The sequence below is a fragment of the Planktotalea frisia genome, from assembly GCF_001890925.1.
Taxonomy (GTDB): Bacteria; Pseudomonadota; Alphaproteobacteria; order Rhodobacterales; family Rhodobacteraceae; genus Planktotalea; species Planktotalea frisia.
Map to the genome: position 1 here is coordinate 1 of NZ_MLCB01000005.1, position 11,297 is coordinate 11,297.

General features: G+C 53.3%; 13 protein-coding genes. 9 read left to right on the forward strand and 4 right to left on the reverse strand.

Translation table 11 applies throughout. From position 1 onward, the window contains the following. Window positions 1–106: 106 nt before the first annotated feature. From PFRI_RS00245 to PFRI_RS00255, 3 genes are all read left to right on the forward strand, one after another. Window positions 107–1,087, forward strand: coding sequence for a calcium-binding protein (locus PFRI_RS00245; RefSeq protein ID WP_072628767.1), 981 nt, complete (start codon window positions 107–109; stop codon window positions 1,085–1,087). A 143-nt stretch (window positions 1,088–1,230) separates the two neighbouring features. Then, the gene (rpsO, locus tag PFRI_RS00250) at window positions 1,231–1,500 is read left to right on the forward strand and encodes a 30S ribosomal protein S15 (protein ID WP_072628768.1); all 270 of its coding nucleotides are present in this window, start codon (window positions 1,231–1,233) and stop codon (window positions 1,498–1,500) included. Between the two features lie 93 nt (window positions 1,501–1,593). Continuing rightward, the gene (locus tag PFRI_RS00255; RefSeq protein WP_111445653.1) at window positions 1,594–2,193 is read left to right on the forward strand and encodes a DUF6434 domain-containing protein; all 600 of its coding nucleotides are present in this window, start codon (window positions 1,594–1,596) and stop codon (window positions 2,191–2,193) included. Window positions 2,194–2,195: 2 nt separating this feature from the next. On the opposite strand, the gene PFRI_RS00260 is transcribed toward PFRI_RS00255, so the two are convergent. Further along, on the reverse strand, window positions 2,196–2,624 hold the full coding sequence (locus PFRI_RS00260) for an RrF2 family transcriptional regulator (protein ID WP_072628777.1): 429 nt from the start codon (window positions 2,622–2,624) through the stop codon (window positions 2,196–2,198). A gap of 81 nt (window positions 2,625–2,705) precedes the next feature. Here PFRI_RS00260 and PFRI_RS21215 point away from each other — a divergent pair, with 81 nt between their 5' ends. The 5 genes from PFRI_RS21215 (at window position 2,706) to PFRI_RS00280 (ending at window position 7,289) form a co-directional block, all read left to right on the forward strand. Then, the gene (locus PFRI_RS21215) at window positions 2,706–2,861 is read left to right on the forward strand and encodes a hypothetical protein (RefSeq protein ID WP_170124891.1); all 156 of its coding nucleotides are present in this window, start codon (window positions 2,706–2,708) and stop codon (window positions 2,859–2,861) included. Continuing rightward, window positions 2,862–3,260: a group III truncated hemoglobin gene (locus PFRI_RS00265; RefSeq protein ID WP_072628770.1), complete on the forward strand. Its 399-nt coding sequence runs from the start codon at window positions 2,862–2,864 to the stop codon at window positions 3,258–3,260. Between the two features lie 171 nt (window positions 3,261–3,431). Beyond that, window positions 3,432–5,573 carry a polyribonucleotide nucleotidyltransferase gene (pnp, locus tag PFRI_RS00270; protein ID WP_072628771.1) on the forward strand — a complete coding sequence of 714 codons (2,142 nt, stop codon included), beginning with the start codon at window positions 3,432–3,434 and terminating at the stop codon, window positions 5,571–5,573. Window positions 5,574–5,701: 128 nt separating this feature from the next. Then, a complete protein-coding gene (gene aqpZ / locus PFRI_RS00275; protein ID WP_072628772.1) occupies window positions 5,702–6,382 on the forward strand; it encodes an aquaporin Z in 681 nt (226 codons plus the stop codon). Window positions 6,383–6,632: 250 nt separating this feature from the next. Continuing rightward, window positions 6,633–7,289: a hypothetical protein gene (locus PFRI_RS00280; protein WP_072628773.1), complete on the forward strand. Its 657-nt coding sequence runs from the start codon at window positions 6,633–6,635 to the stop codon at window positions 7,287–7,289. A 61-nt stretch (window positions 7,290–7,350) separates the two neighbouring features. On the opposite strand, the gene PFRI_RS00285 is transcribed toward PFRI_RS00280, so the two are convergent. Beyond that, on the reverse strand, window positions 7,351–8,004 hold the full coding sequence (locus tag PFRI_RS00285; RefSeq protein WP_072628778.1) for a peroxiredoxin: 654 nt from the start codon (window positions 8,002–8,004) through the stop codon (window positions 7,351–7,353). 163 nt (window positions 8,005–8,167) lie between these two features. Between PFRI_RS00285 and PFRI_RS00290 the strand changes: the two genes are divergently transcribed. Next, the gene (locus tag PFRI_RS00290) at window positions 8,168–9,598 is read left to right on the forward strand and encodes an aldehyde dehydrogenase family protein (protein ID WP_072628774.1); all 1,431 of its coding nucleotides are present in this window, start codon (window positions 8,168–8,170) and stop codon (window positions 9,596–9,598) included. A gap of 59 nt (window positions 9,599–9,657) precedes the next feature. On the opposite strand, the gene PFRI_RS00295 is transcribed toward PFRI_RS00290, so the two are convergent. Together PFRI_RS00295 and PFRI_RS00300 are read right to left on the reverse strand one after the other, a co-directional pair. After that, a complete protein-coding gene (locus PFRI_RS00295; protein WP_072628775.1) occupies window positions 9,658–10,896 on the reverse strand; it encodes an RNA polymerase sigma factor in 1,239 nt (412 codons plus the stop codon). Between the two features lie 24 nt (window positions 10,897–10,920). Next, complete coding sequence (locus tag PFRI_RS00300) at window positions 10,921–11,250, reverse strand: YciI family protein (RefSeq protein WP_072628776.1); 330 nt, start codon at window positions 11,248–11,250, stop codon at window positions 10,921–10,923. Window positions 11,251–11,297: the final 47 nt, after the last annotated feature.

Consider the following 11,297-nt stretch of genomic DNA (forward strand, 5'->3'; position numbering starts at 1 on the left):
TCTACGGTCAGACGTCAACCCGTCAAAAGTCGGGTGCTCGAGGACTCTGTGTATAAAGACATGCTGTTTGCAACACATCCGGTGGGGCGAGAATTTGAGGTGTGTGATGCTTATTCTGGCAAGTCTTTTGGGAATGTTCGCGATTGGGTCCATGATGTTTTTCGAGCCTTCTCAGGTTCAAACATCAGAGGATGACGATCCCTTTGCAGATGCGACTGTTTCAGAGATTGATACCGTCCAACTGGGCGACGTTTCCGGTGATCTGTTCTCTTTTATCGATGAAAACGGCGACACGCAGGTCGAGCCGAATGAAACAACCGGGGCTGATGACCTGTTGTTCGGCACCAACTCTGCGGATGAACTCTTTGGCGATGCTGGCGCGGATAACATCATGGCAGGCGGTGGCGATGATACCGTCAGCGGTGGTGCAGATCGCGATGTGTTGCACGGTAATGGCGGCGATGATGATCTGAGCGGCGACGATGGTTTTGACGAACTTTTTGGCGATCAGGGCGATGATGCACTCTTTGGTGGCGAAGGCGACGACACACTCAGCGGCAACGGGGATGACGACCACCTGAATGGTGGCGGCGGCAACGACAGTCTTTATGGCGGCGAAGGCGAGGATACGCTTTGGGGCGGCTTGGCGGATGACACGCTCATTGGCAGTTCCGGCGATGACCTCCTTGATGGCGGTGAAGGCAACGATTTACTTAATGGCGGCACCGGCAATGACGCCTTGAACGGCTGGGAAAGCGATGTGCAAAGCGCTGACTTTCTGAATGGCGGCGATGGGGATGACACGATTTTTGCAGGTGCGGGGGATGACGTTTCTGGCGGGTTTGGCGCGGATACTGTTGTGCTTGATAGCGCCGCTATTGGTAGTGCACAGATTTGGGATTTCGAAGCAGGCGAAGACACATTGGTGCTTTTCTATGATGGCGCTGAAGGCGTTCCAGAGATCAACATCACGCAGGATAACGCTGGGATTGGGCACTGGTTGGTCCAATCAAACGGCACGACTTTAGCAACTGTCACGGGCGATGCGCCGACGCTTTCCGACATCAGCTTGGTCGAGCGCACCTAAACTCCGTCGTTTTTCCTTTCTTTTGCGTACGATCTGACTTAACTGCGCGTGTCCGACCTTAAAACCGGACGATTCTCCATGGGCCTTGCTGGACGACATCCCGGCCTGCGCCATCAACCCTTAACCAATTAAAGGAGACCCCGATGTCGATTACACCTGAAGAAAAAGCACGTCTGATGAAAGAGTTCGCCACCAAAGAAGGCGATACAGGATCCCCAGAAGTACAAGTTGCTATCTTGTCGAGCCGCATCGCGACCTTGACAGAGCACTTCAAAACACACAAAAAAGACAACCACGGTCGTCGTGGTCTGCTGAAGATGGTCGCTCTGCGCCGGAAGCTGCTGGACTACACACGTGGCAAAGACGAAGCACGTTACCAAGACCTGATCAAGCGTCTCGGCCTGCGTCGCTAAACGCGAATTTTTTAGAAAATTCACACTTATTGAAGCACCCGTCTTGCAAAAGGCGGGTGTTTTCTTTTGCGAGCGGTTTGCTATGTTCTCGTTATGACCGCACCTGCAAAGCCCCGGATCGACACCATCAAAACCGGCTCAAAATTGAAGCAATGGTACTGGCTCAAGTCTGACCTTGCAGCCGAAGCGAAACGGTTTGGCCTGAAATCTACCGGTGCGAAGTTTGAAATATTGGATCGCATTGCCCATTTTTTGGACACAGGCGAGAGCGACAACATTGCCCCAAAGCCACGAACAAAACGGTCCAAGTTTGATTGGCACGCAGAGCCACTGACACCGGAAACACCCCTCACCAACAGTTACAAAAACACCCAGAATGTCAGGCGCTTTTTCAAAAAGCACCTCGGGGACAGCTTCAAATTCAATATAGAATTCATGGCTTGGATGAAATTTAACGAGGGCAAAACGCTCGCAGATGCCTGCGCTGAATATAAAGCGATGAAAAAGCGCGAAGCTGATCCAAGTTTTCAATCCAAGATCGAACCACACAACCAGTTCAATCAATACACACGCGATTTTCTGGCAGAACATCCGCAACTTGGTATGGACGATGTGCGCCGGATTTGGACTCTGAAAATTGCGCTTCCTTCAGAAACGGGACGACACGAGTACGACGCCTCAGATCTCGATTAGAACTAAAGGCGAAGCAAGTCTTGCAAGGCGCCGCGCGCGCTTGAAACATCCGCTAATGAATACCCATCCAACACAGCAAAAAACGCTTCTTGCGCCTCTTGCAAAGGGGTTCGCAAACCACAGGCTGGCAAAATCGCGCAAGATCCACCCGACGCAAAGCACTCCGCGACAGGCTCATCTTTCTTGAGCGCGCGCAAAACATGGCCAATCGAAATGTCGCAAGCAGGCTTCGCCAAGGTCAGCCCACCACCTCTGCCACGTTCGGACACCACATACCCCGCCTTCGCCAGAGCCGTTGCTATCTTGGCGAGGTGGTTCTCGGACACATCATACATCTTGGCAATTTGCGATGTAGCAAGCTTGCTCGGCGCATGCGCCGCAAGAGCGACCAAAATGCGTAGGGCGTAGTCAGAAAATTTATCTAGTTGCATGACACTATAAATAGCATTTGCAATGCGCATTTAAAACATCTATTTAATACGCATACGGAATACTGATTTAAGGACAGCGCAATGAGCATCGCAGACATGATCCTTTGGCCCGGCACGAAAATTTGTGAGCGTATGGGGGTCGATCCGACTTCTGACGCGGGTCTCATTCGCTGGATGGTCAATACGCTGATCTATCTCGTGCTCTCTCTCGTTTTGGTTTGGATCATCGTCGCTTAAGTGCTTGCGCGATTTGACATCACGGCGGCTGAAATCGACCGCGTCACCACTGCATTTTATGCAAAAGTACGTGTGCACGACACGCTTGGCCCTGTCTTTGCCAAGCACGTGGAAAAGTGGCCAAACCACGAAGCAAAGATCGCCGGCTTTTGGCGCAATGCGATCCTTTTGGAGCGCACATACAACGGCAATCCGATGCAAATCCACAAAGCCGCTGGCAATGTGCACGCCACACATTTCCCCATCTGGCTAGACCTTTTCGATCAAGTACTTGCAGAAAACTTGACCCCCGATATCGCGCAAAGTTGGTCCGCTCTCGCTCATCGCATTGGACGCGGACTAAGCATGGGCCTGACACCCGCCACCAAAACAAGCGATGCGCCGCCTTCGCTCTTGTAGCCAGTTCGCAAACCCCTTCCCAAACAGCGCAAATTACTGTAAGCGCGCGCTATCTGAGACGTGATGCTTTGGCCTAGGCGCACACATGATGAAATGGGCCGGTGGCAATGGGGCCACTAATTGAACGGAAGACCCGGAACGCCGGGAGTGCTTCCAACTAGGAAACGATACATGTTTAACGTTACGAAAAAATCAATTGAGTGGGGCGAAGACACGCTGACACTCGAAACGGGCAAAGTTGCACGTCAGGCTGATGGCTGCGTCATCGCCACACTTGGTGAAACATCGGTAATGGCCGCTGTTACATTCGCCAAGAAACAAAAGCCTGGTCAGGATTTCTTTCCTTTGACCGTACACTACCAAGAGAAATATTACGCGGCGGGTAAAGTTCCCGGCGGTTTCTTCAAGCGCGAAGCACGTCCTTCCGAAAAAGAAACACTAACAGCACGTTTAATCGACCGTCCGATCCGTCCGCTGTTCGTCCCTGGCTTCAAAAACGAAGTTTTGGTGATGTGTACAGTTCTGTCACACGACCTCGACAATGACCCAGACATCCTTGCGATGATCGCGGCGTCTGCGGCGCTGACGATTTCCGGCGCTCCTTTCATGGGACCAATCGCCTGTGCACGCGTTGGTTTCGTTGATGGTGAATATACGCTGAACCCGACTGTCGATGACATGCAGGACCTGCGTTTGAACCCTGAGCAGCGTCTCGACCTTGTTGTTGCTGGCACAAAAGACGCCGTAATGATGGTTGAATCCGAAGCGTATGAGCTGTCTGAGGCAGAAATGCTCGGTGCTGTAAACTTCGCGCACAAAGCGATCCAGCCTGTGATCGACTTGATCGTTGATCTGGCCGAAGATTGTGCGAAAGAGCCGTTTGATTTCCAACCTGCTGACTACTCTGACCTTTCCGCCGCTGTAAAAGCTGCAGGCGAAACAGAAATGCGCGCAGCGTTTGCGATCACGGACAAGCAAGAGCGCACAACAGCCGTTGCTGCCGCACGTGCAACGATCCAAGCCGCTTTGACAGAAGAGCAGCTTGCCGATGCGAACCTAGGTTCCGCGATGAAGGGCCTCGAGGCTGGCATCCTTCGTGGCGACGTTGTTAAAACGGGCAAGCGTATCGACGGTCGTGACACAACAACGATCCGTCCAATCGTTTCCGAGACAGGCATCCTGCCACGTACACACGGTTCTGCCCTGTTTACACGCGGTGAGACGCAAGGCTTGGTCGTAACGACATTGGGTACCGGAGACGACGAGCAGTTCATCGACGCGCTGCACGGCAACTTCAAATCCAACTTCCTGTTGCACTACAACTTCCCTCCCTATTCTGTGGGTGAAGCTGGTCGTGTGGGCCCTCCCGGTCGTCGTGAAATCGGTCACGGTAAACTGGCTTGGCGCGCGCTTCAGGCGGTTCTGCCGGCGGCAACTGATTTCCCATACACAGTTCGCGTTGTGTCCGAGATCACAGAATCCAACGGGTCGTCTTCCATGGCGTCTGTTTGTGGTGGCTCCCTGTCGATGATGGATGCGGGTGTTCCGCTCAAGTCCGCGGTTGCTGGTGTTGCGATGGGTCTCATCATGGAAGAAGACGGTTCCTACGCGATCCTGTCCGACATCCTTGGCGACGAAGATCACCTCGGCGATATGGACTTCAAAGTGGCGGGTACCGAGAACGGAATCACCTCTTTGCAGATGGACATCAAGATTGCGGGCATCACGCCTGACATCATGGAAAAAGCTCTGGCACAGGCCAAAGACGGCCGTATGCATATCTTGGGCGAAATGGGCAAAGCCATCTCTGGCGCGCAGGAATTCTCTGTGCACGCTCCTCGCATCGAGACAATGCAGGTTCCAACAGACAAAATCCGTGAAGTCATCGGTTCTGGCGGTAAAGTTATCCGTGAGATCGTTGAAGTCTCTGGCGCGAAAGTGGACATCAACGACGAAGGCATCATCAAGATTGCTTCGCCAAATGGCGAATCCATCAAGAAAGCCTACGACATGATCTGGTCCATCGTTGCTGAGCCTGAAGAGGGTATGGTCTACGACGGCAAAGTTGTGAAAATCGTCGACTTCGGCGCCTTCGTTAACTTCTTTGGCAAGCGCGATGGTCTGGTCCACGTTTCTCAAATCGAGAACCGTCGCTTGAACCACCCATCCGACGTTCTCAAAGAAGGTCAAGACGTTAAGGTCAAGCTTTTGGGCTTTGATGATCGTGGCAAGGTACGCCTGTCCATGAAAGTTGTTGACCAAGCAACTGGCGAAGAAGTTAAGCCAGAAGCGGCTGAAAAGTCTGACGACTAAACTTTCTTTGAATTGAATTAGAAAAGCCCCGGTGGAAACATCGGGGCTTTTTTGATGGGTTTATTCCCCGTTCGAACACGTAGTTTTACGTCTAAGTGTCCCCTCACATAAAAACAAAGGGACACGACATGAGAAAACCTCTCGCAGAATTTATCGGCACATTCACACTCGTACTTTTCGGGTGTGGCGCAGCTGTCATCGCTGGTGGCGACATTGGCCTCACAGGAATCAGTTTTGCATTCGGCCTTGCGTTGATTGGCATGGCATATGGCATCGGCTCTGTTTCGGGCTGCCACATTAACCCGGCAGTTACGCTCGGTGTTGTAGCATCGGGTCGTATGAGCGTCGCAGAAGCTGTGCCCTACATCATCGCGCAAGTTGCGGGCGGTATCGCAGGTGCGCTTGTTCTGATGATCATCGCATCGGGTAAAGCAGATTACACCGTTGCAGCAAACGGACTTGGCCAAAACGGTTGGGGCGCAGGTTATTTGGGCGAATACACAATGACCGCTGCTTTCGTATTTGAAGTTGTGGCGACTTTCTTGTTCCTCGTCGTCATCCTTGGCGCGACGGGCGCAGGCGCGCCATCTGCAATGGCAGGTCTCGCGATTGGTCTCGCGCTGGTTGTGATCCACTTGGTTGGTATCAACGTTACAGGCGTTTCTGTGAACCCTGCGCGCTCTATCGGGCCAGCACTTTTCGTCGGTGGCACAGCTATCGCACAACTGTGGTTGTTCATCGTTGCACCCATCATTGGCGCAATCGCTGCGGGCATCTTGTTCCGCTCCGGCTTGCTCGACGCAGAATAAATCAAGCGGGGCAAAAGCACATCTTTTTCCCCGTTTTTAAAGGCCCAAGACAGGGCATGTGTAAAACATTACCGGTGCCTTCACTCACGGATAGTACCGCGAAGCCCTCGCCACATTTCCCTCGTGGCGGGGGTTTTCCCGTCAAAAGTGTTGCAGTCCCGCGTCAACTCTCACTCTGCTTGCACAGCATGATTGACCCCAAAAATCTGGCGCGGCTAAGTGCATTGATTGTTTAGAGTTGGAGATTATGATGAAATTTATGTTAACAGCCGCCTCCGCGATTGCACTAATGGCAAGCGGCGCATTCGCCCAAGACAGCGGCATGCGTTTTGGCCTCGGCCTTTCAACCCTTGGTGCAAACCTTGAAGGTGCATATCGCATTAATCAAAACTGGGGCGTTCGTGGCGTGCTTTCAGGCGGCATCAGCACCAAAAACCTAGGCGGCGGTGGCACACAAACGATTGACGGTGTGACATATAACACCAGCGGCCAACTCGGCGGTTTCGCATTGCTTGGCGATTATTACACAGGCAGCTCCGGCTTTCGCGTTTCTGGCGGTGCTTTTGTGTCCAACACAAACTTCTCCGGATCCACGACTGCTAGCCTTTCAAATCCAATTACCATTGGCGGGACTACGTTGACAGGCGGTCAAACCGCAAACGCATCTGTTGAGTTCAAACGCAAAATCTCGCCAATGCTTTCTGTTGGGTACGATTGGAACATTGGCCGTAGCTTCACACTCAGCGGTGAAGTCGGCGCGATTGGAATGGGTGGCTTGAACGTTGCTTTGTCCGCACCTGCGGCGCCAGCAGATGACGTTGCGAGTGAAATTCAGAACATCAACGATGAGCTGTCGAAATTCGGCGTCTACCCTTATATCGCCATCACAGCCAGCTATCGTTTCTAAACGATCTGAACTTTAGACCAAGGGCCTCGCAATTTTGCTGGGCCCTTAGTTGTTTCCAGCACTAGCTCGGAACTTGCGCCTTACGCAAATACGGCAAAACCGTTTCATACTCACCGAACTTCGCCAAAGCATCTTCATTCGAAACCGTCGCAGGAATAATCACATCCTGCCCCAACTCCCAATTCGCAGGCGTCGCGACACTGTGCTTTGCTGAGGTCTGCAATGCATCCAACGCGCGCAAGATCTCCGCGAAATTGCGACCCACTGTCATCGGATAGGTCATCGACAGTTTCAACTGCTTGTCTGGCCCAATGATAAACACAGACCGCACAGTCGCACTATCCGCAGGCGTGCGCCCATCGGGCATATACGCCTCAGCGGGCAGCATATCGAACGCTTTGGACACAGCGAGACCTTCATCCGCGATAATGGGAAAACCAGCGCTCGTGCCAGCGACAATTTCAATATCGCCCTTCCACTTCTTGTGATCTTCTACACCGTCTACAGACACACCAATCACCTTGGTCCCACGCGCTTCCCACTCAGCCGAAAGCTGCGCAACTGCGCCAAACTCGGTGGTGCAAACAGGCGTAAAATCTTTGGGATGCGAAAACAGGATCGCCCAGCTCTCACCGATCCAATCGTGGAACTGAATCGTGCCTTGATCCGTTTCTGCGGTGAAATTCGGAACAACCTCATTGATACGAAGACTCATTTTGTGACCTTTCATGTCGCTCTTGGACTCTGACTAGACGTAACTTAGGCACTCTCGCTTTAGCTTACATCCCCTCCCTTGCGCGAAAGCGCGCGCGGTGACAAAGTACCGCTGATTTGCGAGGCCAAACCCCGCATACATGGAATTCAATGGGAGCATTCCAATGCAAGAACACCGTCAGTTTTACATCAATGGCGCATGGGTTGACCCCGCTGTTGCAAACGATTTCGACGTCATCAACCCCTCTAATGAGGAAACATGCGCAGTCATTTCTCTAGGTGGACAAGCCGACACAGACGCTGCCGTCGCCGCTGCGAAGGATGCATTTGCGAGCTGGTCCCAGACCTCCAAAGAAGAGCGCCTCGTGCTGCTCGAAAAGCTGCTCGAAATCTACAACGCACGCGCTGAAGAAATGGCGCAAGCCATGTCTATGGAAATGGGTGCGCCTCAGGACCTCGCGCGCGCGCAGCAAGTTGGCGCAGGCAGCTGGCACCTTGATGGTTTCATCAAAGCCTTCCGCGATTTCGAATTCGATTCTGAGTACACAAAAACAGAGATGACACTCAAAGAGCCGATCGGCGTTGTCGCATGCATTACGCCATGGAACTGGCCCATGAACCAGATCGTTCTGAAGGCAGTTCCAGCAATCGCGACGGGCTGCACAGTGGTGCTGAAACCTTCCGAGATTGCCCCGCTCTCCGGCCTGTTGTTCGCTGAATTCATGCATGAAGCGGGCTTCCCAGCAGGCGTGTTCAACATGCTTAATGGCGACGGTGTTGGTGTTGGTTCGCAGCTTTCCGTGCACCCTGATGTGGATATGGTCAGCTTCACAGGCTCGTCTCGCGCAGGCATTCTGATCTCCAAAGCGGCGGCGGATTCCTTGAAGCGCGTCAGCCTTGAGCTTGGCGGCAAAGGCGCGAACATCATCTTCGCTGACGCTGGTGAGCGCGCAATGAAATACGGCGCAGACCGTTGCTTCCGCAACTCTGGCCAGTCGTGCAACGCACCTACGCGTATGCTTGTTGAGCGTTCCGTTTATGACCGCGCTGTTGAGGTGGTCACAGAGGCTGCACAGAACACACATGTTGGTCCTGCCTCTGAAGAGGGCAAGCACATCGGCCCCGTCGTCTCCAAAGCGCAGTTCGACAAAATCCAAGGTCTGATCGAAGTCGGCATGGGCGAAGCCAAGCTCGTCGCAGGTGGCCTTGGTCGTCCGGACGGGTTGAACCGTGGCTACTACGTCAAACCAACGGTCTTTGCAGATGCAACCAATGACATGCGCATCGCACAGGAAGAGATCTTTGGCCCAGTGCTCGCGATGATCCCCTTCGACACCGAAGAAGAAGCCATCGCAATCGCCAACGACACGCCCTATGGCTTGACCAATTACGTACAAACGCCAGACGATGAAAAGCGTCGCCGCGTGGCACGTCGTCTACGCTCAGGCATGGTTGAAACCAACGCACAGGGCTTTGCGCAAGGTTCCCCATTCGGTGGTTACAAGCAGTCCGGTAACGGACGCGAGGGCGGTATCTTTGGTCTCGAAGAGTTCTTGGAAATCAAGGCAGTCTCTGGCTGGAACGGCAAAAGCTAAGTCATCTGACCTCCTGAAAAAGAAATGCGCCGGACCTGTTCTGGCGCATTTTTCTTTGCCTAATGCAGATATCCTAATTTTGTACGAATGAACTCCGCTTCCACGCTCTTCTGCGTATGCTCAAGCGCCAAACAAAGCGCGTCTTTCGCATCAAGAGTGCGCCCAAGCTTGCCTAATACTTCTGCCCGCGCGAGATGATATGGCACGTAACTTTCCATACCCTCCAAAGCAGACAGCACTTCCAAAGCGCGCTCAGGCGTACCCGCCATCGACATCGCGACTGCTTGATTTAGCTGAACAACTGGCGTGTTCTCAAAACACAGAAGGGCCGCATAAAGTTCAACAATCTGCGCCCAATCCGTGCTTTTCCAATCGACACTGTGCGCGTGAACCCCGCTTATCGCGGCTTGGATCTGATACGGGCCAGTGCGTCCAAGCGGCAAACACGCCTGCAAGATCGCGGTCCCTTCCTCAATCTTGGCACGGTTCCAGCGCGCACGGTTTTGATGCTTTAGCGTGACGACTTCGCCGTTGCCCCCAACACGCGTAGAGCGACGGGAATCATGCAATAACATCAGCGCCAACAAGCCTTGAACCTCGCATTCATCCAGCATCAAATGCGCAGTAATCCGCGCCAAACGGATCGCCTCATTAGACAGATCAACGCGCGTCAAAGCCTCGCCAGAACTCGCTGAATAGCCTTCGTTGAAAATCAGATAAAGTGTGCGCAAAACCGATGCCAAACGCTCTGGCAGGTCCTCAACTTCAGGCACTTTATAGGCAATCCCAGCGCCTTTTATCTTGATCTTCGCCCGTGTGATCCGACGCTGCATTGCCTCGCCCGTATCAAGGAAAGCGGCAGCGATTTGATCCGTACTCAACCCCCCAAGTGAACGAAGCGTTAAGGCAACGCGCGACTTTTCGGCCAAGGCGGGATGGCAACAAATAAAGATCATTTGCAAACGCTCATCGGAAATCACGCCGCCCTCCTCCACGTCATCGACGCTGTTTTCCAACTCATAAAGATAGGTCAATTCGGGAAGTTTCGCCGCGAAACCTCTGTCGCGCCTGATCCGATCAATCGCTTTGCGCCGCGCGACTTTCAGCAGCCAAGCAGCAGGGGATCGCGGCAGGCCAGAGCGCTCCCAATGCTCAAAGGCACTGATTAGCGCGTCTTGCAGGCAATCTTCGGCCAGTTGAAAATCGCCGAGCGTTTTGACCAAACTGGCCAAAATGCGCCCCCACTCTTCCCGAACAACACGTTCGATCTCGTCCTTAGACGTCCGTGAAAGGGCCATTTCGCAGCGAAACCCCTAGTTGTCTCAAACAACAACAGGGCGAACCTCGATCCGACCGAACTTTGCCGTCGGGATCATCGCCGCCGTCTTAATCGCGTCATCCAGATCAGCGCATTCGAGAAGATAATACCCGCCCAGCACTTCTTTCGTTTCCATGAATGGACCGTCCATCGTTTCGGTCTTTTCGCTGCGCACAGACACGGTCGTCGCCGTCTCTGTCCCTTGCAAAGCATCGCCGGATACGAACTTAGCTGTGTCCTGCACGTGTTTGGTGAACGCACCGTACCCCTGCATCATTTCGCCAAACTCTGGCGTTCCATGGGCAGGCTCGTTAACGGGATCAGAAGTAAGCATTCGGCGAAGGCCGTGGGCGCGCCGTATTGATCAGAGGTGTTTGGGTA

Bases quoted from the DNA above. Each gene is read 5' to 3' on its own strand.
- PFRI_RS00245 (WP_072628767.1), top strand. From the start codon at position 107: ATGCTTATTCTGGCAAGTCTTTTGGGAATGTTCGCGATTGGGTCCATG.
- rpsO (WP_072628768.1), top strand. From the start codon at position 1,231: ATGTCGATTACACCTGAAGAAAAAGCACGTCTGATGAAAGAGTTCGCC.
- PFRI_RS00255 (WP_111445653.1), top strand. From the start codon at position 1,594: ATGACCGCACCTGCAAAGCCCCGGATCGACACCATCAAAACCGGCTCA.
- PFRI_RS00260 (WP_072628777.1), bottom strand. From the start codon at position 2,624: ATGCAACTAGATAAATTTTCTGACTACGCCCTACGCATTTTGGTCGCT.
- PFRI_RS21215 (WP_170124891.1), top strand. From the start codon at position 2,706: ATGAGCATCGCAGACATGATCCTTTGGCCCGGCACGAAAATTTGTGAG.
- pnp (WP_072628771.1), top strand. From the start codon at position 3,432: ATGTTTAACGTTACGAAAAAATCAATTGAGTGGGGCGAAGACACGCTG.
- aqpZ (WP_072628772.1), top strand. From the start codon at position 5,702: ATGAGAAAACCTCTCGCAGAATTTATCGGCACATTCACACTCGTACTT.
- PFRI_RS00280 (WP_072628773.1), top strand. From the start codon at position 6,633: ATGAAATTTATGTTAACAGCCGCCTCCGCGATTGCACTAATGGCAAGC.
- PFRI_RS00285 (WP_072628778.1), bottom strand. From the start codon at position 8,004: ATGAGTCTTCGTATCAATGAGGTTGTTCCGAATTTCACCGCAGAAACG.
- PFRI_RS00290 (WP_072628774.1), top strand. From the start codon at position 8,168: ATGCAAGAACACCGTCAGTTTTACATCAATGGCGCATGGGTTGACCCC.
- PFRI_RS00295 (WP_072628775.1), bottom strand. From the start codon at position 10,896: ATGGCCCTTTCACGGACGTCTAAGGACGAGATCGAACGTGTTGTTCGG.
- PFRI_RS00300 (WP_072628776.1), bottom strand. From the start codon at position 11,250: ATGCTTACTTCTGATCCCGTTAACGAGCCTGCCCATGGAACGCCAGAG.